Source organism: Planomonospora alba (assembly GCF_039534085.1).
Classification (GTDB): Bacteria; Actinomycetota; Actinomycetes; order Streptosporangiales; family Streptosporangiaceae; genus Planomonospora_B; species Planomonospora_B alba.
In genome coordinates this window covers 1-21,184 of sequence record NZ_BAAAUT010000076.1, presented here as the reverse complement: position 1 = coordinate 21,184, position 21,184 = coordinate 1, and the positions used below count along the sequence as shown (strand labels likewise).

Below are 21,184 nucleotides of genomic sequence, written 5' to 3'. Positions count from 1 at the left end.
CCGCTGCCGTACGGGAGGCCCAGGTGACCGGGACGACGGTGGCCGAGGTGATGGCCGAGCTGGCCGCGCTCGAGGACCCGAAGACACGCCAGGCGAACGAGAGACGCGGTGACGATCACGGGGTGAACCTCGGCAGGCTGCGCGCGCTCGCCAAGCGGCTCGGGACGCAGCAGGACCTCGCCCGCCGGCTCTGGGAGACGGGTGACACCGCGGCGAGACTGCTCGCGATCCTGATCTGCCGCCCGAAGGCGTTCGGGCGTGACGAGCTGGACGCCATGGTGCGCCAGGCGCGCGCGCCCAAGGTGCACGACTGGCTCGTGAACCACGTGGTGAAGAGGAGCCCGCACGCCGAAGAGCTGCGCCTGTCCTGGTCCGCCGATCCGGATCCGGTGGTCGCGAGCGCCGGCTGGGCGCTGACCGCCGAGCGTGTGGCCGAGACGCCCGGGGGTCTCGACCTCGCAGAACTGCTCGACGTCATCGAGGCGGAGATGAAGGACGCCCCGGACCGCCTGCAGTGGGCGATGAACCACTGCCTGGCCCGGATCGGGATCGAGCACGCCGGGCACCGCGCCCGTGCGATCGACATCGGCGAGCGCCTGGAGGTGCTCAAGGACTACCCGACCTCCCCGGGCTGCACGTCTCCGTTCGCGCCCATCTGGATCACCGAGATGGTGCGCCGGCGGCACGGCGAGTAGGAAGGTCCGTGCCCGCGAGCTCGGCCGGGTGCGGCCCCCGGACCGGCCCGGCCGAGCTCGGTCCGGGGGCCGGCGGCCCGCTCGGCATCCGCGGCGGGGTGCCGGCGTCGCCGATCACGTCGATGGGGCAGGCCGGGCCGGTGGTCACGCGTCCCAGGTGACCGGCAGGCTCTTGACCCCGTGGACGTCGGCGGTCTCGGGGCGCAGGGCGACCTCTTCGGCGGGTACGGCCAGGCGCAGCGTGGGGAAGCGGTCGAACAGAGCGGGCAGCGCGACGCGCATCTCGACGCGGGCGAGCTGCTGGCCCAGGCACTGGTGGATGCCGTGTCCGAAGGCCAGGTGGCTGCCGTTGCGCCGGCGCAGGTCGAGCACGTGGGGGTCGGGGAAGCGCTCGGGATCGCGGTTGGCGGTGTTGTACGACAGGATGACCGTCGTGCCTGCTGTGATGGTGTGGCCGCCCAGCTCGACGTCCTCCAGCGCGACCCGGTGGGACTGCTTGACGACGCTCAGATAGCGCAGCAGCTCGTCGACGGCCTGGTCGGCGAGTGAGGGCTCGGCGCGCAGCGCGGCCAGCTGCGCCGGGTTCCGCAGGAGGGCGAAGGTGCCCAGCGCCAGCGTGTTGGCGGTGGTGTCGAACCCGGCCGCCAGCAGGATCAGGGCGACGCCCTTGAGCTCCTCGTCGGTCAGGTCGCCGTCGAGCAGGTCGCTGAGCACGTCGTCGGTGGGGTGGGCACGCTTGGCGGCCACCAGCTCGGCGAGGTACCGCTGGGTGGCGGTGTAGGCCGCGACCAGCTCCTCGTCGCCGGTCTCCCCGTTCATGAACGTGTCGATGTTCTCCTGGAAGCGGTCCCGGTCCCCGTACGGCACGCCCAGCAGCTCGCAGATCACGATGACGGGGATGGGCTTGGCGAACGCGGTCACCAGGTCGACCGGCGGCCCGGCCTCCTCCATGGCGTCCAGGCGCTCGGCGGTGATCTGCTCGATGCGTTCGGTCAGCAGCCGCATCCGCCGGACGGTGAACTTGCCGACCAGCGGTCTGCGGTAGCGGCTGTGCCGCGGCTCGTCCATGAGCAGGAACTCGCCGGGCGGCGCCGGGGGGACCTCGATGTCGCCGTAGTCGATGAACGGGTGGTGGCGCATGAGCTCCTTGCGGGAGCTGAACCGCGCATCGGCCAGGACCGACCGGACCAGGTCGTATCCGGTGACCAGCCAGCCCTGGTGACCGCTGGGGAAGGGGAACCGGCTGATGGGGCCGTGCTCGCGGGCCTCGACCAGCTCCTTGGGCGGGTCGAAGGGGCAGCCGGGGCGGCGCGCCGCCGGCATCGCCGTGAGGGTGTGGACGGAATCGTTCATGACCTTTCCTTTCGGTGGGCGGGCACGCGGCCGACCTAGGCGATCTTGCGGCGGTAGGTCCTCATGGCGAAGGCGTAGGCGACGAGGAGGATGCCGGTGCACCAGGCCAGGGCGATCCAGAGGTCGGTGCCGACCGGCTGCCCGGTGAACAGGGCGCGGACGGCGTTGACGACGGAGGTCACCGGCTGGTGCTCGGCGAAGGCGCGCACCGGTCCGGGCATGGTGGCGGTGGGCACGAAGGCCGAGCTGAGGAAGGGCAGGAAGACGAGCGGGTAGGAGAACGCGCTCGCGCCCTCCATGGTCGTGGCGGTCAGGCCGGGGATGACGGCGATCCAGGTCAGCGCCAGGGTGAACAGGATCAGGATGCCGGCGACCGCGAGCCACGCCGGTGCTCCCGCGCTCGATCGGAAGCCCATGAGCAGGGCCACGAGCACCACGACCACGAGCGAGACCAGGTTGGCGACCAGCGAGGTCAGCACGTGCGCCCACAGCACCGACGAGCGCGCGGTCGGCATCGACTGGAAGCGCTCGAAGATGCCGCCCTTCATGTCCGTGAACAGCCGGTAGGCGGTGTAGGCGATGCCCGAGGCGACCGTGATGAGCAGGATGCCGGGCAGCAGGTAGTTCACATACGGGTCCGCCCCGGTGTCGATCGCGCCCCCGAAGACGTAGACGAACATCAGCATCATGGCGATCGGCATGACCGCGGTCGTGACGACGGTGTCCGGGCTGCGCGTGATGTGGCGCAGGGATCGTCCCAGCAGGACGGTGGTATCGCCGAGGAAGTGCTTGCTCATCGAAGTCCCTTACGCGTTCGTGCCGACGTTGCGGTCGTGGCCGTCCTCGCCGTCGCCGGCGACGAGGGCGAGGAAGACGTCTTCGAGGGTCGGCTGCTTCTCGACGTATTCGACCTGGGCGGGCGGCAGCAGCAGCCTGAGCTCGGCCAGGGTGCCGTTGACGATGATCCGGCCCTGGTGGAGGATCGCGATCCGGTCGGCGAGGTGTTCGGCCTCGTCCAGGTACTGCGTGGTGAGCAGCACCGTCGTGCCCCGGTCGGCGAGTTCCCGGACGGCCTGCCAGACCTCGATGCGCGCCTGCGGGTCGAGTCCGGTGGTCGGCTCGTCGAGGAAGATGACCGGCGGGTCGCCGATCAGGCTCATCGCGATGTCGAGGCGGCGGCGCATGCCACCCGAATACGTCGCCGCCCTCCGTGCGCCCGCCTCGGTCAGCGAGAAGCGCGCCAGCAGCTCGTCGGCGATCCTTCCGGGGTTCTTGAGGTGCCGCAGCCGGGCGACCAGCACGAGGTTCTCCCGCCCGGTGAGGATCTCGTCGACGGCGGCGAACTGCCCGGTGAGACTGATGGATTCCCGCACGTCGGCGGCCTGCGCGGCGACGTCGAAGCCGTTGACGCGGGCGGTGCCCGCGTCGGCCCTGACCAGCGTGGACAGGATCTTCACGACCGTGGTCTTGCCCGCCCCGTTGGAGCCGAGCAGGGCGAAGACGCTGCCCCGCGCCACCTCGAAGTCCACGCCGCGCAGCACCCGCAGCTCCTCGTACGACTTCTCCAGGCCGTGCACCTGGATCGCCGGGGTGTGCCGTACCGTCATCAGACGGTCCCGTCCTCTCTCGCGGCGTCCTCGCCGGCGGCGCGGGCGATGGCACTGGTGAAACGCTTGCGCTCCCGGGCCCGGTACTGGCCGAGGGGGTAGTTGGCCATGAACGCCTCGACGAACTCGACGGGATCGTCGCCGAAGAGGCCGCGGATCGGGGTTCCGTCCGCCGCGCTCCGCTCGAGCAGGTCGGCGAGGTCGGCGAACATCGCCATCGCGCCGGCGCCGTCCGCCGGCCCGAAGTGCATCAGGTACCGCTCCAGCGCCTCGGCCGCCGTGCGGTAGTCGTCGGGAAGCTGCTTGATGCGCGCCTTGTACTGCCGCCAGCGCTTCTTGTCCTCGAGTGACCCGGTGACCACCTCCAGGTAGCGCAGATAGCGGCCCTTCGGCTCGTCCGATCCTGCGGTCATGACTGCTTACCTCCTTCGCGGAGCTGTTCGAGCCTCTCGGCCAGGAAGCTCCAGGTCGTCCAGAACTCGTCCAGGTACTCCCGGCCCCGGGCGTTGAGGGAGTACACCTTGCGCGGCGGCCCCTTCTCGGAGGGGACCTTCTCCACGTCGACCAGGCCGCGCCGCTCGACCCTGACCAGCAGCGCGTAGATGGTGCCCTCGGCGATGTCGGAGAAGCCCTGGTCCCGCAGCCAGGCCGTGATCTCGTAGCCGTACGCGGGCCGGCCGGACAGGATCGCCAGGACGATGCCCTCCAGCGTTCCCTTGAGCATCTCCGTCATCTGCTTGCCCACGGCGGCACCTCCTCTCCAGCTACTTGGCGTCACTGATTACCGGTACACAGTAACGCTGACTACCGGTACATAGCAACACCGAATAGCTAGGGGACGATCCGAGCCCGCAGGCACGGGGGCGCAGGCGACCCGATGGCCGACCGTGAGCGAACCCGCCGCCGTCGCCGAGCCGGCCGAACCGCTGTCCGCGATACCCGGCCATCCCGCAGATCCCGGCGGCCTTCGCCGATGCCGGCCGGCCTCTGCGCGCCCGCGACCTGTGCGATGCCTTGGACCTGCCCATCGCGAGAAGCACGAGGACTCGGGCCCCGATGATCCGCGGGACAAGCCGATCCGGCATGATCTCATCCAGGTCGCGCCAACTGGACCGGCCCGGACTCGAGGGCATCCCACCACGTTGACGAGAGGGGCGGTTCACGCCTCATGGGGATCCTGCAGGCGAATCGCGTGCTGCTGAGCCGGCTGCTGCCAGGCGTCGAACCGGATCGGCTCACCGTCCGCCGTGGACAGTTCCATCAGGTGGTGATCGCCTCGGACCGCGTGGTGTGCCTGCCGCGAACCGCGGCGGCTGCCGCGCGGCTGCCGCACAGAGCCGCTGTCCTGCGCGTGCTGGCCGAGCTCGATCTCGGTGCCGGCACCCCTCAACCGCTGTGCGAGGGCAACGCCCAGGGCGCAGACGAGCTGCCGTTCTTGGTCCTCAGCCGTGTGCCTGGAGCACCGCTGGAGGCGGATGCACTCGAAAATTCCGAGGTGGCCGAGGCCGCCGCGGCGCAGTACGTCACACTGCTGTCCGGACTGGTCGGGGCTGGTGGCGACGGGACGGCCCTGCCGACATCACAGGGTCGGTGGCGGCAGTTCGCGGCGGACGTCCGCGCCGAGTTGTCCCCCCTCATGTCCGAGAGGGGGCGCCAACAGGCCGAGCGGGAGCTCGCGGCGCTCGACAGCCTTCCCGACGTGACCGAAGCGGTGGTGCACGGTGACCTCGGCGCCGAAAACGTCCTGTGGGTCTGTGAGGACGGATTGCCGCGGCTCAGCGGGGTGATCGACTGGGACGAGGTCGCGATCGGCGATCCCGCCGAGGATCTTGCGGCCGTCGGCGCCAGCTACGGCAAGGACTTCCTCAGCCGGGTACTCACGCTCGGCGGCTGGTCGGACGAGAAGATGACCACCCGCATCGCCGCCATCGCCACCACCTTCGCCCTGCAGCAGGCCCTGTCCGCACACCGGGACGGCGACGAGGAAGAACTGGCGGACGGCCTGACCGGCTACCGCTGATCGCAGACCAGCGCCGGCCGGGGTCATTCCTTGTCAGCCCGGAGCCGACGATCAGGACGTTGTCCCGCCGATGACGGTGCACCAGGGCCCCGGATTCCGTGCCGCCCGCTGCCGGGGGCAGCCGGCAGCAGAGGAGAGCGGGGCTGCTCGCCGGGCAGCGCCCGGATCACCGCGGCGGGCTTGCCGACCGGCGGGGCGGCGCTCCACGCGTTCCGGCACCGACCTGCGATCGCCACCGCTACGGTCGGTGCTGTCGTCCGATCTGGACCGCGGTCCCGTCCAGCAGGAGCCGCAGCCCGGCTTCGAAGAACGCGGTCAGGTCGAATTCCAGCCGGTCGCCGATGGGCGCCGTGGGCGCCACTGTAGACGCGCTGCGAGCTCCAGGTGAGCCCGCCAGCCCGGAGGAGGCTCCTGGGGCAGCTCCAGTTCGCCGAACACGGCGTCGACCATGAGCGCGGCCAGTTCCTCCTTGCCCCGCAGCAGGCCGTACAGGGACATGGTGGGGATGCCGAGCGTCGCCGCGATGCTGCGCATGGACACCGCTTCGAAGCCCTGCGCGTCCGCGAGGGCGATCGCGGCGCGCACGACTCGCTCGCGCTCGCCGTTCGGGCCGGTCGACACCGGGTGCCGCTCCCGGCGCGTCCGGCCGGCCCCGGACCGGGGCGCGGGGGCGGGTCCGGCGACGACGGTGCCGACGCGCGGGACGGCCACCACCCGGCCCTGTCGACGCAGCGTGCCCAGCGCCTTGGGGCGGTCGCGGTGGCCACTCCCCAGTGGGCGGCGGCCTGCCTGGACGTCGCCGATCCCGGCGGCATCAAGCCCAGGCTCGACCGCTGGAACAGGGCGTGCCCCAGGTGCGCAGGACGTCCCAGGCGTCACGGTCCGGCTGGGCCTCGGCGCCGTCCGGACCGGCGGGCACCAGACCCCGCATGGCCCGCGGGCCGCTGGAAGACCCCGGCAGCACCCATGAGCGATCGCCTGGGCCCACCGCCGAGCGGCGGTGCCGCGGCGGCTGGTCGAACCCGGGCAGGGTCTTCCGGTCGACCGGTCGGACGCCCCTCAGAGGGGAGGCGCGTCGATCTGCACGCGGTCGCCGTCGCCGTCGGACAGGAACGACGCCAGTGCCCGCCCTTCCTCGGCCACGGCTGCGCTGTCGGACCGGGAGAGGCGCCGCAACGGCGTGACGGTCACGGTGCCGGCCGTGACGGTCCAGGTCGCGGCGGCCCGGCCGTCCACCAGGACGACGCGGGCGCCGGCGACCGACAGGCCGCGGTGGGCGTCGTCGACGATCCGGCTGCGGTCGTGATAGCCGAGGAGCGCGTTGTCGAAGGCCGGCAGGAACCGTACCGGGGCGGGCGTGTCCGGGTCGGGGCGCGGCGCGTCGGGAAGGTCCAGCAGTTCCCGGCCCCGTTCGTCGCGGAAGACGACCAGCTCCTCGCGTATCGCGGCCACCGCGGCCGGCAGTCCGGCGAGGCCGCACCAGGCGCGCAGGTCGGCCGTGGCGGCGGGGCCGAACGCGGCCAGGTAGCGCCGTACCAGCGTCCGGCCGACCGGGTCGGAACCGTCCGCGGCCGGAGGGTCGATCTCGCGCCCCAGCCAGGACGAGAGCAGGGCGTTGCGCACTCCCGCCCTCGTGCGCCACAGCCCGCGCGGCGGGAGCTGCGCCATCGGGAGGAGCGCGGCGACCAGCATCTCCCCCAGTGCCCGCTGCCCCGGCGCAGGCCAGCGGCCGGCGACCGCCCGTGCGAGTTCGCTCATCGAGCGGGGCCGGCCGTCGGCCATGACCGCCCGGCCCGCCAGGACGCGCTCGTCGAGGTCCACCACGGCGACCTCCGGGCGGTAGGTCCCGAGCACCCGCTGGCGCAGCATGGGGTCGTGGCGGGCCCGCCAGGCCAGGACGTCCTCGGCGGCCAGGAGGTGGACGGTGCGGCGCATGAGGTGCGTCCGCACCACGCTCCGCCGGACGAGCAGGTCCGAGAGCGCCGCCGGGTCGAAGGCGCGCAGCCGCGACCAGAGCCCGGTGAACGGTTCCTGCGGTTCCTGCGCCTGCAGGCCGCACAGATGCGTGACGGCGTCGAGGACCGGCAGGTCGGCGCGGTCGAGGAGCAGCTGCCGGGCGAGCGTCGCGCGGTTGAGCGCCCGGGCGTCCAGAACGGTCATCGCCTCACACCCCAGCGCGGTCGCCGGACCGTCGCGCACGGCGGGGTCCGGTCCCACGCCGGCGTGCCCGTGCCGCGGCGCCGGCGGATGGGAGAGCCCTCGCGCCCGCTGCGGCGGCCGCCGGCGGATGGTCCGCGCGCAGTCGTCACGGTCGGGGTCACTCCCCTGCTCGGGCACTGGAAGGGGGACGTGGTCGTGGCGGTCACCGTGCTCGGACCCCTGGGGTCGTCCTGGTCGTCTGGCATGAGGCCACCGTCGCAGCAGAAGCGGTCAGAACGCGTCCTCCTCTTCCGGCGGAACGAAGAGCACGCCGAGGGCCTCTGCGCGTCCGAGCACGGCCGGCTCAGCCGGAAGTCACTGAGACCACTTCACTTCCCCGCCTCCTTCGGGGACTCCACGGCCGGGAGACCGCCGCGTCCGGCCCTCGGGACGGGTTCACGGCACGCCGGTCGGGCACACCCGGCCGGGAGCGCCTGTCCCCTGCTCCGGGGATGGAGGCATGCGAAGCGAGCAGGGCGGGGCCCGTCGCCGGTCGGCGAGGCGCTCCGACGAGTTCTCCGACACGCCGCCGGTCCTCCGGCCCGGCTCCGGCCCGCGGATTCAGGCTGTCGTAAATCTCCATCGCATCATTGATCTGCGGATCATCGGGGGATTCTCCGGGGCGGAGGTTGACGTCGGCCATGTCGGCTCCCTTCCGCTCTGATCGGCGTCTGTCACGGTAGGGCCCTGTGCGGGGCCCCGTCCGAGGTTGTGGTGAAACGGCATGTCACGCTGAGGCCGCACGCCGGCCCGGCCGGGCCCTGATGGGGATCGGCGGGGTGCCCGTGGCGGACACGCGGCCCTCACCAGCCGCCGCGCCACTCGTGACGAGCCGTTATTCGATGGATCCGTCCCCCGCTGTCCCCCTACAGTCACCGGGACGTCACACCGGCGCGAGGAGGAGACCATGCGGGTGCCCTACCCCCGCACCCCCCACCTGCCCTGGTCCCCGGGTGTCTCCCCGGACGACGTGCGGGCCGGCGGGCTGCCGGGGCTGGAGGGCCGGGAGGTCGTCGTCACCGAGAAGCTCGACGGGGAGAACACCACCCTGTACGCCGACGGGCTCCACGCCCGTTCCCTGGACTCGGGGCACCACCCCTCCCGCGCCTGGGTCAAGGCCCTGCACGGCAGGATCTCCCGCTCGATCCCGCCGGGATGGCGGGTGTGCGGTGAGAACCTCTACGCCCGGCACTCGATCGGGTACGCGGACCTGGAGAGCTGGTTCTACGCCTTCTCCGTGTGGGCCGGCGACCACTGCCTGGACTGGGACCGGACCGTGCGCTTCGCCCGCGGACTGGGTCTCCCGGTGCCGCGGGTGCTGTGGCGCGGCGTCTTCGACGAGCGGACGCTGCGGGCCCTGCGGGTGGATCCCGCCAGGCAGGAGGGCTACGTCGTGCGGACCGTGGAGGGGTTCCGCCTGGAGGAGTTCGCGCACCGCGTGGCCAAGTGGGTGCGTGCCGGGCATGTGCGGACGGACCAGCACTGGATGTCGGCGCCCGTCGTCGAGAACGGCCTGAGCCCGGCCGCGGTGCTGTGGCAGGTGCGCTCGGGGGCCTGCGCGGACGTGCCGTCCCTCCTGGCCGCGCTGGACCTCCCGCCCGGGGAGCCGGGGCTGCTCCTCGCGGGGGCCTCCGCGGCGGGCGGCGCCGTCACGCCGGACGCAGCGCCCGGGACCTCCGTACCGGCGCCGCCGGAGGCGGCCGACCGCGCCGAGGCGGTCGCGGCCGAGGTCTGCGCCCGGCTCGACCTGCTGGGCCGGACCGGTGACGCCCGGCTGGCGGGGGTGCTGGCCGCCCTGTTCCACGGTGCGCACCCGGGCCGGCTGGCGTCCCGGCTGGCGGCGTCCTCGGGCGTGCCGCTGGCGCGGCGGACCGCCGACCTGGTCGGGCTGCACGCCGGGCTGCACCGCCCGTTCCCCGACGAGGCGCGCAGGGCCGGTCTGGTACGGCTGGCCGCCGCGGCCGACCTGGGGGTCCTGCACGCGGTGGCCGCCGCGGTCCTGGCCGGGCGCGACGGCCGCGACGCCGCCGAGGCCCGCGAGCAGGTCGCCTGGTCCGAGCTCCACGCCGAGGAGGCCGGGCTGCTCGGCGAGGCGCCGCTGGAGCCGCTCCGCGCGGACCTGCGCCGGGCGCTGGAGGCGCCCGGCGGTCCCTGCCGCGGTACGGCGGGCCCGCGAGGCCCCGGTGGCGGCCCCGGACCCGCGGGTGCGCGGACGGTACCGGGCGGGCCCGGTTCCGACGTGGCGGACCGGTGCTGGGCCGAGACGCGGGAGGCCTACGCCTCAGGCCGGGTCACCACGGCGCAGGAGGCCGTGGCGCTGACGTGGCGGTGGCGGTCGGGTGGCTTCCCCCGGCTCGTCGTCATGGTGGGCCCGTCCGGCAGCGGCAAGAGCACCTTCGCGCGGAGCCTGGCGGGCGGCGACGCCGTCGTCTCGCTCGACGAGCTGCGCCGGGCCCGAGGATCCCGGTCGGACCAGCGGGCCAACCCCGAGGTCCTGCGGGAGGGCCTGCGCCGGCTCGACGCGCTCCTGGCCGGCGGCGGGACCGCCGTCTGGGACGCCACCGCGCTGAACCGGCACCAGCGCTCCCTGGTGCAGGCCGTGGCCCGCCGTCGTGACGCGCTGACGACGCACGCGGTCATGCTGGTCCCGGAGGACATGCTGGCCCGGCGCAACGCCGCCCGCGCGCACCCGGTGCCGCCGGGCGTGCTGGCCGCCCAGCTGCGCCGGTTCTCGCCGCCGCACCCGGGAGAGGCGCACCGCACGTGGTACATCGGAACCGAAGGGGACGTCCGCGACGTCGCCGGATCCCTGGACGGCGAGGAGTGGTGAGCATGCGGACGAGTGAGGAGATCTACCACCGGGTCCGCTGGGATCCGCGCTTCGACCCGGCCCGGTTCGTCCTGGGGGTCGACGTGCGCCGGGCCGCGCCCGCGCGGGTGCCGCTGCCCGCGTTCGTGCCCGGCGGCGACATCCCCTGGCACCGGATCCTGTTCGTCGAGGCCGACGGCGAGGTCGTCTGGGACCGGGCGGCGGGCCTGGACCTCATCGACTCCTCGCAGGCCGGGCGGGTGCCGATCCCGCGCCTGCTGCGGGCGCCGTTCTTCACGGCCGTGGCGCCGTCCGCCTGGGACCCGTCGGCGGGCTGGCGTCCCGCGCCGGCCGTACCGCCCGGGCGGGCGTCCGGCGCGGCGCGGTTGCGGGTGCTGACCTGGAACACCCTCTGGGACCGCTACGACGGCGACCGGATCGCCACCGCCCGGCGCAGGCCGCTGCTGCTGGAGGCGCTGGAGCGGGCCGACGCCGACGTCATCGCGCTGTAGGAGGTCGAGGCCGAGCTGCTGGGGGCGCTGCTGCGGGCCCGCTGGGTCCGCTCGGGTTACACGCTGGGCACCGACCCGGCGGGCGGCGACGTCGACGACAGCGGGCTGCTGCTGCTCAGCCGCCTGCCCGCGCGGGAGGCGGGCCGGCACGCGCTCGGCCCGCACAAGGCCGTCACCGCCGTCACGGTGGAGACCTCCGCCGGGCCGGTCGTGGTGGCCGCCACCCACCTCACCAGCGACCACTCCGGCGACGGTCCCGCCCGGAGGGAGGCGGAGCTCGCCCGGCTGGCCGAGGTGCTGTCCCCGGTGGACGGGGACGTGGTGCTGCTGGGCGACCTCAACGACGGCGGGGACGGGCCCGTGGAGGTCCTGGAAGCGCGGGACGCCTGGAGCGAGGTCCACGGGGCCGGCGACCGGACGGCGACCTTCGATCCGCGGGCCAACCCGCTGGCGGCGGTCTCCTCCCTGTCCGGCCGCGCCTCCCGGCTCGACCGGGTGCTGCTGCGCGGTCCCGGCCTGCGCGCCGAGGCCGCGGCCCTGCTGGGCGACTCGCCGGCGACCTCCGACGGGCTGTTCGTCTCCGACCACTACGGCGTCGTGGTGGATCTCACCGTCGGCGGGGACGGGCGTGCTCCCAGCGCCCCCGCCGCGCCCGGCGTCCCCGGCGTGCTCGACGTACGGCCGACGGCCCGCACGGCGGTGGCCTGGATCCCGCCGGAGGAGCTCTGGCCGCGGCTCCAGGAGATCCGCCGCGAGCACGACCCCCAGATCCGCAGGTGGCCGCCGCACGTCAACGTGCTGTTCGGCTTCGTGCCCGAGTCCTGGTTCGAGGAGGCGGCGGCACTGCTGTCCTCCGCCGCCGCCGGGATCCCCCCGTTCACCGCGCGGCTGGCGGGCGTGCGCGCCTTCGGCCACCGTGACGACTCCACGGTCTGGCTCGACCCGGCCGCGGACGGGGCCGAGCCGTGGGCCGGGCTGCGCGCCGCGCTGGAGCGCCGCTTCCCCCGCTGCCGGGGGCGCGGCGAGGGCTACACCCCCCACCTGACGCTGGGCCGGACCCGGGACCCGAAGCGACTGGCCGCCGCCTGCGCGGCACGGCTCGGTGAGATGTCCGCACACGTCGGTGAGGTGGTGCTGCTCTCGCGCCGCGGCCCGGAGCCCATGCGGCCCCGGGCGGCCGTGGCCCTGGGGACGGGCGAGGTCCGATGGCTCGACCGTGACGGGTGCGCACCCGGTCTCGGCCGTGACGGGCACGCACCCGGCGGGATCCGCGCGCCCGGCGGGGGCACCGGAGCGCGGTCCGGAGCACGGGGGCGCCCCGGGGAAGACGACGACGCGCGGGTGCGGGAGGTCGTCGGGCGGGTGCGGGCCGCGCTGCCCGAGGGGACCGTCCATGTCGTCGGCTCGCGGCGGATGGGCTGCGCCCTGGTGGGCGCGGACCTGGACCTGGTGGCGGTCCTGCCCGGCGCGGCCGGCCCGGGGGAGGTCGCGGCCCGGGTGGAGGCGGCGCTACCGGAGGCGGCCGGTGTCCGGCGGGTGACCGGGGCCCGGGTGCCCGGTCTGCGGCTGAGCGCCGGTGGCCTGGACGTCGATCTGGTCGTCGTCCGGACCGGGGGCCTGCCCCCGGCCGAAGCGGTGGCCCGCCGCGGCGAGCTGGGCGAGGCCTCCGCGACCGCGCTGAGCGCGGTCAGCGACGCCCGGGCCGTGCTCGCCGCGGTCGGCGCGGGCGGCGTGGACGAGGCGACCGCCGCGGACCGCGCGGGCGGCGGGCCGGGCGCGGCACCCGGGGCGGTCGGCACGGGATTCGCCGAATTCGCCGGATTCGCCGGGCTGGCCAGGGACGTGAAGGCCTGGGCCAGGGCGCGGGGGCTGGACTCCGCCCCGTTCGGCGGGCTGCCCGGCCTGGCCTGGGCCGTCCTGGCCGCGCGCACGGTGCGCGAGTCCGGTGACCTCCCGTCCGCCGACCTGCTCCGGCGCTTCTTCGGCATGTGGGCCGCGTGGGACTGGCACGAGCCGATCGCCCTGCGCCCGGACGCCCCCGTGCCCGCGACGGGGAGCGGCCCTGGGGCGAGCGTGCGGATCCTGACCCCCACCGCCCCGGTCCGCCTCTGCAGCGAGCAGGTCGGCCCCGGCATGCGGGACCTGCTGACGCAGGAGCTCTACAGCGCCTGGGAGGTCACGGAGGCGGCGGCGGAGACCGGCCGGGATCCCGGGCCGGACCTGTGCGCCCCGCCGCCGCTGCACCGGCGCCACGCGGCGTGGGCGGTCGTGACCGTGCGGGCCTGCCGGGGGGAGGAGTTCGGCGTGACGCTGGGCCGCGTCCGGGGCCGGGTGCGCGCGCTGCTCACCGCCCTGGAACGCGCGGGCACCCACGACGCGCACGCCTGGCCCCGGCCGTTCGAGACGGGGCCGGGGCTGGCGCGGTTCGCGATCGGGCTCGGCCGGACGCCGCCGGAGGCGGCCGGGCTCGCGGGCGTCGCCGCCCCGTGGGCTGCGGGCCTGCGCGGGACGGAGGTCGGGCGGGCGGAGTGCGGCGAGGTGCCGACGCTGCGCTGACCGCCCCGGGCACGGCCCGCCCCGCGGGCGGGGCGGCCTCCCCCCGTGCGACGTCCCGGGCCCCGGCACCTGCCCGGCTCCCGATGCCCGATACCCGGTACCGGCCCGGCCCCCGGTACCGGCCCGGGCCTACGCTCCGGCCGCCACCGGCCGGGCCGCCACCGGGCGGGCCGCCACCGCGTCGCCCCGCCGGGCGGTGCCGTGACGGGTCACCCGCATGATCACGCCGAACTTGTTCGCGTGCCGTTCTATCAGCCACTTCTGCAGCTGCGGCCAGCGCTCCCGGCCCTCCGGGTCCCAGCTGGGCACCGCGCACCGGATGCACGGCCCGGTCACCTCGCCCGTCACCGCGAGCTCGACCTCGCCCACGGTCAGCACGGTGCCGTCGGTCCAGTCCTCCTCGGCGAAGGCGGGCGCGTCGAGGTCGAGGTGCAGGTTCGGCCGGAACCTGAGCAGGTCCACCGGCGCCCCCATCTCCTCCTCCAGCGCGGCCCGGGACGCCTCGGTGGTCACCAGCACGGTCGGCCCGCGGTCCTGCTGCCCGTCGGCGGCCCGCAGGCGCAGCGGGGTGCCGAGCGACTCGGCCAGCGCCCCGGCGAGCCCCGGGTCGCCCCACCGCCAGACGGTGCCGTCCGGTCCTGTCAGCACCGGCTCCGTCAGCGCCGGCTCCGCGCCCTCGGCGGGGTAGCCGCTGCTCCAGTGGAGCATCTCCGCGCGCTGCCGTACGGTCAGCCTCCGGCCCTCTCGGCCGTCGCGCTCGTCGACCAGCGCGTAGGCCCGGTCCCCCGCCATTCCCCGCCCGTCGAAACGCGCCTGCTCGATCTCCTCGCCCCGCAGCGACTTCACCGGCCACCGCAGGATCCGCCCGACACTCCCCTGGTACGTCGTCATGTCCCCAACGTAGCGACGTCCCGGCGGGCGCGCCGTACCCCGCGGCGGTCGGTAGAGTCGCCAGGGTCATGAGAGAACACACGATCACCGCGCTGTGGGAGGAGATCCCCGACGGCGCCGACGACCTGGACGTGGTCGGCGGCGGTTTCCGGATCTACCTCTGCCCCTGCGGCAAGCAGCTGCCCGACCGCACCGCGGCCGAGCTGCACGCGATGGAGACCGACCAGTGCACCACCTGCCTGGGCTCCGGGACCGAGCAGGTCGTGCCCGGCTACGCCCAGCCCTGCACGTCCTGCGGGGGCAACGGCCGGCGCAGGTCGCAGCTGCAGTGGCAGCTCGCCTACGCCGAGGCCGAGACGGTGATCACCGTCGAGACCGTCCGCGCGCTGATCGCCCCGCTGCCCGGGCCGTTCCGGCTCTCCCAGGTCGCCGACGCCGTCCGGGACGCCCTCGGCCTGCCGGTGGGCCGCCTGCCGGTCGGTCCCCGCGTCCGCGACATCCTCCGGAGCCTGGAGGCCGCCGGCGAGCTCGTCCTGGTCTCCGCGCCGGACGAGATGCTGCGCGGGCCCTCGGTGGTGCTCTACCGCGACCCCTACTGGGAGCACGCGCGGGACTGACGCCCGTCCCGCGCGCCGCCTCCCCGGGGGCCGCCCCCGGTCACCGCCGCGGCGGACCGGGCGGCTCCCGGCGCCCGGCGGGAGCGCTCGCCGGGCCACCGCGGCGGCCGGTCAGGCAGCGTGCCGCCACGGGGTGGCCCGGAGCAGGTCGTCGACCTCCCGCGGGGGGATGGGAGGGGAGAACAGATAGCCCTGCGCCAGCGGGCAGCCCATCCGCTGCAGCACGCCGGCCTGCTCGACGGACTCGACGCCCTCGACGACGGTGGACAGGCCCAGGCTCGCCGCCAGCTCCACGATCGCCTTGGTGAACGCCCGGGCCTGGCGGTGGTCGGCACCGGTGAGCGGGGTCGTGAACGACCGGTCGATCTTGAGGATGTCGACCGGCAGGGTGCGCAGGTAGGCCAGCGAGGAGTAGCCGGTGCCGAAGTCGTCCAGCGCGATGCGGACCCCGTGGGCGCGCAGGTCGGCCAGGATGCCCACGATGCGCTGGGTCTCGGCCGGGCCGGTGGCCAGCAGCATGCTCTCGGTCACCTCGAGGGTCAGCGCGTTGCGCGGCAGCGCGTGACGGGTCAGGATCTCCATGACCGTCTCGCGGAAGGTGCGCTCGCGCAGCTGGCGGCCGGAGACGTTGACGGTCACGGCGATGCCGTGGCGCTCGTGCCACCGCTTGGCCTCGGCGCACGCCTGCTCCAGCGCCCACCAGCCGATGTCGACGATCAGGCCGGTGTCCTCGGCGACGGGGATGAACACGTCCGGGGGGATGGAACGGCCCCCGGCGGGGGTCCAGCGCAGCAGCGCCTCGACCGCGTGGATGCCGCCCGTGGCCAGGTCGACGACGGGCTGGTAGGCCAGGCTGAACTCACCCGCGGCCAGGGCCCGGCGCAGACCGGCGGCGATCTCGGAGTGGTGCAGGCGCTCGGCGCGCAGGGTGTAGTCGAAGACGGCGACCCGGTTCTTGCCCGCGGCCTTGGCCGCGTACAGGGCCAGGTCCGCGTCGCGCAGCGCGTCGCTGGCGGTGGTCGGGGCGGTATCGGCCAGGACACCGATGCTGGTGGTCACGTACAGCTCACGGCCGTCGAAGGTGTAGGGGGCGCGCACGGCGGACAGCACCCGCTCGGCCTCGGCCGTGGCGGCCTCCAGGCCGGTGCCGGGCAGCACGATGGCGAACTCGTCACCGCCGAGCCTGGCCAGGACCTGCCCGTCGGAGGTCAGGCCGCGCAGGCGGCGGGCCACGGCGATCAGCAGCTCGTCGCCGACGGGGTGGCCGTGGGTGTCGTTGACGTCCTTGAACCCGTCCAGGTCCAGCAGCAGCAGCGCGGGCGCGGGCCCGCCGGGGTGCGCGGCGTGGTCCGCGATGACGCCCTGCAGCGCCTCGCTCAGCAGGGCGCGGTTGCCCAGGCCGGTGAGCGGGTCGTGGGCGGCCCGGTGCGCCAGGCTGCGCTGCAGGACGTCCTTCTGGCGCAGGGCGTCGCGCAGGTCGGCGGCCCGGGTCTCGGCGATCCCGGCCACCACGCTCAGCCTCAGCACCAGCAGGACCGCCAGGATCAGGGTCAGCACCGCGACCACCACGTCACCGTGCGAGGAGACGCCGCCGCGCAGCCACCCGCCCAGGATGGAGGCCGCCGGGCTCAGCAGCGCCGGCGCCAGGAAGACCAGGACGCGGTTCCGGCCGGAGGTGGACGCCGGCCGGGTCCGGCCGGCGCCGGCCATGCTGGGGTGCAGCACCGCGGCTCCGGTCAGCACCGACCAGCCCAGCCAGCCGACCGTGGTCAGGGGACCGGCCGGGCGGCCTGCGACCTGGTCGAGCAGGTAGACGCCGTCGGCGGCGAACAGGGCGAGGTAGGAGACGCCCAGCAGTAGCAGCCACGGTGCGCGGTCGCTGTCGAGGATCATGCGGGTGATGACGCCGAAGACGAACAGGTCGATCACCGGCGGGGCCAGCGCGAGGACGAGCGCGGCGCTCAGGCGGCCGCTGTCGTCGATCGCCGGGGCGATGAGGAAGGTCCACAGCGGCATGGCCGCCCCGACGCTGATGATGCCGCCGTCCAGCAGACCCGCCCAGCGGGAGCCGTCGGTCCGCAGGCTCAGCGCGATCAACGCGATCAGCGACAGGCCGTAGGCGGCCAGGGTGCCGATCCGGTACAGCTCCAGCAGCTCGGAGACGCCGAACCACACGCCGCCGACGCCCCAGCCGAGCGTGGTGGCCACCCAGGCCACCACGACGGCGGCGCGCATCAGCCGCCACGGCCGCGACCGCGCCAGGCCGTGGCGGCGCGTGCCGGCGAAGACGGCCAGGGCCGAGGCGCCCTGCCCCAGCCCCCAGCACAGCACCTCCACCCTCGGCAGCCGCTCGGTGACGAGGGCGGCGACCACCGTCAGCACGCCGCCCAGCAGCAGGAAGCCCGACCAGGCGTGGCGGCGGACGACCTGACGGGCCGCCGCCCCGGGCGGAGAGGGGTTCATCGGGTTTCTCCTAGCCGTGCGCCCCGGCGACCGGTCGGCCCTCAGAGGAGCCGCCGACCGGCGGACGGCGGCCGGCCGCGAGGGGCTCACGTGAGATCGTCCGCTCCTTCCGCGGACTCCGGCCTCCCTCCATCGGCCGGCGATCGGGACACTTGAGGAAACCCGAAGGGCGGCGACCGGATCCGTTCGGACCCGCCGCCGCCCCGTACCGGTCCCCGCGGTCCGCGGGACCGGTCTCACGGCCGGTCCGCGGGGACCGCACCGTCACCGGGGCCACCGAGTCGCTCAGCAGGTCGTGCGGGGGGCGACCGCAACAGCCCCCCGCATCACCGTGTCGTCCTCCTCGCGGTCCGCCCCGCAGTGCTCCACCCTCCCGACCTGCCGGTCCGCGCCCGGCGCAGGGGCCGAAGGGCCCGCGGGGCCGGGACCTCCGGCCTCGGGGAGGGGGCCGCCCCCGCTGCCCGGCGACGGCCGCCGATCATGACGGCCGGACGGCGGCCGGAGCCCGGGTTAGAGTCACCTGGGCGGGGGGGAGGTCCGCAAGTGATCCGGGTCCGAGCACGCCGCCTCCCGGGTGCTCCGGCATCCGGGACGACCTCTGCCTCTTTTCGGGAGAATCCCATGACCGAACGCATCACGGCCCCCGGCGACCTCGGCCGCAGGGTCTCCGCCCGGCGCGAGTCCCTCGGCCTCAGCCGGGAGCGGCTGGCCGAACGGGCCGGGATCGACCCCGGCTATCTCGCCTACCTGGAGGAGAGCGCCGCCTCTCCCGCGGCCGAGACCGTGCAGCGGCTGGCCGCCGCGCTGGACACCACCCCGGAGGAGCTGCTCGGCGGCACGGTCGACCTGCCGCCCGGCCGCGGCGCCTCCGCCGCGCCTCCCCTGCTGGAGAAGCTCGACCGGACCGAGTGCCTGCACCTGATCTTCCCCGGCGGTGTCGGCAGGATCGCCTTCAACGACGCCGGCGGCCCCATGATCCTGCCGGTCAACTACGTGCTGCACGACAACGCGGTGATCTTCCGCACCTCCGTCGGAGGGCCCCTCGACGAGAACCTGCGCACCGGGATCGAGGGGGTCGAGTTCAAGATCGCGTTCGAGGTCGACCGGATCGACGACCCCAACCGGGAGGGCTGGAGCGTGCTCATTCGGGGCGGCGCCCACCTCGTGTCCTCCCCCGACGAGCAGGCGGCCGTGGAGGCCGCGGGCGTGCACCCCTGGGCCGGGGGCGAGCGCAACCTCTACGTCAAGATCATCCCCACCGAGGTCTCCGGCCGCCGCATCCGGCACGGCCTGTGACCCCCGCCTCCCCGCCCCGGCGGCCCGCCCTCGGGCCGGGAGCGGATCGCCTCGCCGGGCCCCGATGGTCTACCGTCGAAAAAGAGGGCCCGACCGCAAGACCCGGCGGCCCGCGGCCGGGGTGAGGAGAGCTGACGGCATGGATGTGATTCGCGTGGTCCTCGTGGACGACCACGAGGTGGTACGGCGCGGCGTCGCGGCGCTTCTCGACTCCGAGGACGACATCGAGGTCGTCGGGGAGGCCGGGACCGCCGAGTCCGCCGTCACCCGCATCAACGCGCTCCAGCCGGACGTCGCGGTGCTGGACGTGCGCCTGCCCGACGGGAGCGGGGTGGACGTCTGCCGGGAGGTCCGCTCCCGCAGGCCGGAGCTGGCCTGCCTGATGCTGACCTCCTTCGCCGACGACGACGCCCTGTTCGACTCGGTGATGGCGGGCGCCTCGGGATACGTCCTCAAGCAGATCCACGGCTCCGACCTGGTCGGAGCCGTGCGCACCGTGGCCTCGGGACAGTCGCTGCTGGACCCGCAGACGACCGCGTCGATGCTGGCGCGCCTGCGCGACCAGGAGAGCCGCAAGGACCCGCTCGCCGCGCTGTCGGCTCAGGAGCGGCAGATCCTGGACCTGATCGGCGAGGGGCTGACCAACCGCCAGATCGGCGAGCGGATGTTCCTGGCGGAGAAGACGGTCAAGAACTACGTCTCCAACCTCCTGGGCAAGCTCGACATGCAGCGCCGCACCCAGGCGGCGGCTCTGGTCACCCGGCTCAAGGCCGAACGCGGTGAGCGGGGAGACCTCCGCCCCTGGTGACGGCGGCCGTGGCGAGCCGACGCCGAGGGCGCGGAAGTCGTCGACCCGGCCGGCCCGTCTCCCGCTGGCCCCGTGGACGTCCCCGGGGGCCCGCTCTCACCTCCGCTCGATCGGCACCTGCCAGCGCAGCACGGTGCCGCCGCCCTCGGCGCGCCCGGCGGTGAACCCGCCGCCCAGCCGTTCGGCCCGGTCCGCCAGGTTGCGCAGGCCGCTGCGCCGGCCGCCCTCGGGCAGGCCGACGCCGTTGTCGGACACCTCCAGCAGCAGCGTGCCGCCGCTGACCTCGACCAGCACCCGGGCCCTGCTCGCGCCGGCGTGGCGCGCGATGTTGGACAGCGCCTCGCGCAGCACCGCCCGCAGCTGCTCCCCCACGTCCTCGGGCACCGTGTTGTCCAGCGGTCCCTCCAGCCGGATGCCCGGCATGAAGCCGAGCTGCTCGCGGGCGGCCTCCACCAGCTCCGTCACCCGGCCGCGGAGGCTGCGGGCCGGACCGGCCTGCGGCGTCTGCAACGCGAAGATCGTGGAGCGGATCTCCTTGATCGTCTGATCCAGCTCGTCCACCGCGTGCTGCAGCCGGGCCGACGCGCCCGGGTCGTCCACCATGCGGACCGTGCTCATCAGCGTCATCGCGACCGCGAACAACCGCTGGATCACCACGTCGTGCAGGTCCTTGGCGATCCGGTCGCGGTCCTCCAGCAGGCCCAGCCGCTCGGCGTCGCGGCGCGCGTCGGCCAGCTCCAGCGAGATCGACGCCTGTCCCGCCAGCGCCTCGGCCATCCTCAGGTCCCCCTCGCCGAAGGGCGGTGCCCCGTTCCGCTTGGCCAGGCCGAGCACACCGCGGGCGCCCTCGGCCCCGCCGAGCGGCACGGCGATCGCCGGCCCCAGCGGCACCCGCTCCAGGTGCTCGGGGCGGCCCATCAGCTCCCACAGGTCGAGCGCGCTCTGCGGCTCGCCGGTGCGCAGCACGACACCCGCCAGAGACCGGTCCGCCGGCATGTCGCGCCCGCGCAGCTCCCGGTCGCCGAACCCCTCGGCGATCTCGATCCGCACCGCGTCGCCGTGCGGGAAGCTCACCGTGACCGTGTCCGCCCGGGTCAGCTCCCGGACCCGCCGGGCCATGGCGGTGAGCACCTCCTCCGGCTCGTCGCCGGAGAGCAGCTTGGTGGTCACCTCCGACGAGACCCGCAGCCACTCCTCCCTGCGCCGGGCCTCCTCGTACAGGCGCGCGTTCTCGATGGCGACCCCCGCCGCCGCGGCCAGCGCGTTGACCACGGCCTCGTCCTCCTCCTCGAACGGGCCTCCCCCGCGCTTCTCGGTCAGGTAGAGGTTGCCGAAGACCTCCTCGCGCACCCGGACCG

18 protein-coding genes are annotated in these 21,184 nt (G+C 74.8%); 8 read left to right on the top strand and 10 right to left on the bottom strand.

Going from position 1 to position 21,184, the window contains the following annotated elements:
• Nucleotides 1-50 precede the first annotated feature (50 nt).
• Nucleotides 51-695 carry a DNA alkylation repair protein gene (locus ABD823_RS30900; protein ID WP_344865812.1) on the top strand — a complete coding sequence of 215 codons (645 nt, stop codon included), beginning with the start codon at nt 51-53 and terminating at the stop codon, nt 693-695.
• 144 nt (nt 696-839) lie between these two features.
• Here ABD823_RS30900 and ABD823_RS30895 read toward each other — a convergent pair whose 3' ends face one another.
• The 5 genes from ABD823_RS30895 to ABD823_RS30875 are packed head-to-tail and all read right to left on the bottom strand — an operon-like array spanning nt 840 to nt 4,400.
• On the bottom strand, nt 840-2,048 hold the full coding sequence (locus tag ABD823_RS30895) for a cytochrome P450 (protein WP_344865793.1): 1,209 nt from the start codon (nt 2,046-2,048) through the stop codon (nt 840-842).
• Between the two features lie 35 nt (nt 2,049-2,083).
• Entirely contained in the window at nt 2,084-2,845 is a 762-nt protein-coding gene (locus ABD823_RS30890; protein WP_344865791.1) for an ABC transporter permease, read from the bottom strand.
• A 9-nt stretch (nt 2,846-2,854) separates the two neighbouring features.
• On the bottom strand, nt 2,855-3,655 hold the full coding sequence (locus ABD823_RS30885) for an ABC transporter ATP-binding protein (RefSeq protein ID WP_344865789.1): 801 nt from the start codon (nt 3,653-3,655) through the stop codon (nt 2,855-2,857).
• Complete coding sequence (locus tag ABD823_RS30880) at nt 3,655-4,068, bottom strand: DUF1048 domain-containing protein (protein WP_344865787.1); 414 nt, start codon at nt 4,066-4,068, stop codon at nt 3,655-3,657. The genes ABD823_RS30885 and ABD823_RS30880 overlap by 1 nt, the downstream gene beginning before the upstream one ends.
• A complete protein-coding gene (locus ABD823_RS30875) occupies nt 4,065-4,400 on the bottom strand; it encodes a PadR family transcriptional regulator (RefSeq protein WP_344865785.1) in 336 nt (111 codons plus the stop codon). The genes ABD823_RS30880 and ABD823_RS30875 overlap by 4 nt, the downstream gene beginning before the upstream one ends.
• A gap of 423 nt (nt 4,401-4,823) precedes the next feature.
• Between ABD823_RS30875 and ABD823_RS30870 the strand changes: the two genes are divergently transcribed.
• Nucleotides 4,824-5,675: an aminoglycoside phosphotransferase family protein gene (locus ABD823_RS30870; RefSeq protein ID WP_344865784.1), complete on the top strand. Its 852-nt coding sequence runs from the start codon at nt 4,824-4,826 to the stop codon at nt 5,673-5,675.
• A gap of 315 nt (nt 5,676-5,990) precedes the next feature.
• On the opposite strand, the gene ABD823_RS30865 is transcribed toward ABD823_RS30870, so the two are convergent.
• Together ABD823_RS30865 and ABD823_RS30860 are read right to left on the bottom strand one after the other, a co-directional pair.
• Nucleotides 5,991-6,386 carry a TetR/AcrR family transcriptional regulator gene (locus ABD823_RS30865; protein WP_344865783.1) on the bottom strand — a complete coding sequence of 132 codons (396 nt, stop codon included), beginning with the start codon at nt 6,384-6,386 and terminating at the stop codon, nt 5,991-5,993.
• A 348-nt stretch (nt 6,387-6,734) separates the two neighbouring features.
• On the bottom strand, nt 6,735-7,835 hold the full coding sequence (locus ABD823_RS30860; RefSeq protein WP_344865782.1) for a winged helix DNA-binding domain-containing protein: 1,101 nt from the start codon (nt 7,833-7,835) through the stop codon (nt 6,735-6,737).
• Between the two features lie 946 nt (nt 7,836-8,781).
• Here ABD823_RS30860 and ABD823_RS30855 point away from each other — a divergent pair.
• The 3 genes from ABD823_RS30855 to ABD823_RS30845 are packed head-to-tail and all read left to right on the top strand — an operon-like array spanning nt 8,782 to nt 13,751.
• Nucleotides 8,782-10,704 (top strand): RNA ligase family protein, encoded by a 1,923-nt coding sequence (locus ABD823_RS30855; protein WP_344865781.1) that lies wholly within the window; start codon nt 8,782-8,784, stop codon nt 10,702-10,704.
• A 2-nt stretch (nt 10,705-10,706) separates the two neighbouring features.
• Nucleotides 10,707-11,195, top strand: a complete 489-nt coding sequence (locus tag ABD823_RS30850; protein ID WP_344865778.1) for a DUF504 domain-containing protein — start codon at nt 10,707-10,709, stop codon at nt 11,193-11,195.
• Nucleotides 11,196-11,210: 15 nt separating this feature from the next.
• Nucleotides 11,211-13,751, top strand: a complete 2,541-nt coding sequence (locus tag ABD823_RS30845) for a poly(A) polymerase (protein ID WP_344865810.1) — start codon at nt 11,211-11,213, stop codon at nt 13,749-13,751.
• Between the two features lie 129 nt (nt 13,752-13,880).
• Here ABD823_RS30845 and ABD823_RS30840 read toward each other — a convergent pair whose 3' ends face one another.
• Nucleotides 13,881-14,642: an MOSC domain-containing protein gene (locus ABD823_RS30840; RefSeq protein ID WP_344865776.1), complete on the bottom strand. Its 762-nt coding sequence runs from the start codon at nt 14,640-14,642 to the stop codon at nt 13,881-13,883.
• A gap of 68 nt (nt 14,643-14,710) precedes the next feature.
• Here ABD823_RS30840 and ABD823_RS30835 point away from each other — a divergent pair, with 68 nt between their 5' ends.
• Entirely contained in the window at nt 14,711-15,259 is a 549-nt protein-coding gene (locus ABD823_RS30835; RefSeq protein ID WP_344865774.1) for a hypothetical protein, read from the top strand.
• Between the two features lie 111 nt (nt 15,260-15,370).
• Here ABD823_RS30835 and ABD823_RS30830 read toward each other — a convergent pair whose 3' ends face one another.
• On the bottom strand, nt 15,371-17,722 hold the full coding sequence (locus tag ABD823_RS30830) for a putative bifunctional diguanylate cyclase/phosphodiesterase (RefSeq protein WP_344865772.1): 2,352 nt from the start codon (nt 17,720-17,722) through the stop codon (nt 15,371-15,373).
• A gap of 621 nt (nt 17,723-18,343) precedes the next feature.
• On the opposite strand from ABD823_RS30830, the gene ABD823_RS30825 reads away from it, so the two are divergent.
• Together ABD823_RS30825 and ABD823_RS30820 are read left to right on the top strand one after the other, a co-directional pair.
• On the top strand, nt 18,344-19,018 hold the full coding sequence (locus ABD823_RS30825) for a helix-turn-helix domain-containing protein (RefSeq protein WP_344865770.1): 675 nt from the start codon (nt 18,344-18,346) through the stop codon (nt 19,016-19,018).
• 139 nt (nt 19,019-19,157) lie between these two features.
• Nucleotides 19,158-19,826, top strand: coding sequence for a response regulator (locus ABD823_RS30820; RefSeq protein ID WP_344865768.1), 669 nt, complete (start codon nt 19,158-19,160; stop codon nt 19,824-19,826).
• A gap of 96 nt (nt 19,827-19,922) precedes the next feature.
• Here ABD823_RS30820 and ABD823_RS30815 read toward each other — a convergent pair.
• Nucleotides 19,923-21,184 (bottom strand): sensor histidine kinase (locus tag ABD823_RS30815; protein WP_344865766.1); only part of this gene is annotated, 1,262 nt, incomplete at its 5' end.

Bases quoted from the DNA above. Each gene is read 5' to 3' on its own strand.
- ABD823_RS30835 (WP_344865774.1), top strand. From the start codon at position 14,711: ATGAGAGAACACACGATCACCGCGCTGTGGGAGGAGATCCCCGACGGC.
- ABD823_RS30895 (WP_344865793.1), bottom strand. From the start codon at position 2,048: ATGAACGATTCCGTCCACACCCTCACGGCGATGCCGGCGGCGCGCCGC.
- ABD823_RS30880 (WP_344865787.1), bottom strand. From the start codon at position 4,068: ATGACCGCAGGATCGGACGAGCCGAAGGGCCGCTATCTGCGCTACCTG.
- ABD823_RS30820 (WP_344865768.1), top strand. From the start codon at position 19,158: ATGGATGTGATTCGCGTGGTCCTCGTGGACGACCACGAGGTGGTACGG.
- ABD823_RS30840 (WP_344865776.1), bottom strand. From the start codon at position 14,642: ATGACGACGTACCAGGGGAGTGTCGGGCGGATCCTGCGGTGGCCGGTG.
- ABD823_RS30855 (WP_344865781.1), top strand. From the start codon at position 8,782: ATGCGGGTGCCCTACCCCCGCACCCCCCACCTGCCCTGGTCCCCGGGT.
- ABD823_RS30825 (WP_344865770.1), top strand. From the start codon at position 18,344: ATGACCGAACGCATCACGGCCCCCGGCGACCTCGGCCGCAGGGTCTCC.
- ABD823_RS30850 (WP_344865778.1), top strand. From the start codon at position 10,707: ATGCGGACGAGTGAGGAGATCTACCACCGGGTCCGCTGGGATCCGCGC.
- ABD823_RS30830 (WP_344865772.1), bottom strand. From the start codon at position 17,722: ATGAACCCCTCTCCGCCCGGGGCGGCGGCCCGTCAGGTCGTCCGCCGC.
- ABD823_RS30900 (WP_344865812.1), top strand. From the start codon at position 51: ATGGCCGAGCTGGCCGCGCTCGAGGACCCGAAGACACGCCAGGCGAAC.
- ABD823_RS30870 (WP_344865784.1), top strand. From the start codon at position 4,824: ATGGGGATCCTGCAGGCGAATCGCGTGCTGCTGAGCCGGCTGCTGCCA.
- ABD823_RS30885 (WP_344865789.1), bottom strand. From the start codon at position 3,655: ATGACGGTACGGCACACCCCGGCGATCCAGGTGCACGGCCTGGAGAAG.
- ABD823_RS30890 (WP_344865791.1), bottom strand. From the start codon at position 2,845: ATGAGCAAGCACTTCCTCGGCGATACCACCGTCCTGCTGGGACGATCC.
- ABD823_RS30860 (WP_344865782.1), bottom strand. From the start codon at position 7,835: ATGACCGTTCTGGACGCCCGGGCGCTCAACCGCGCGACGCTCGCCCGG.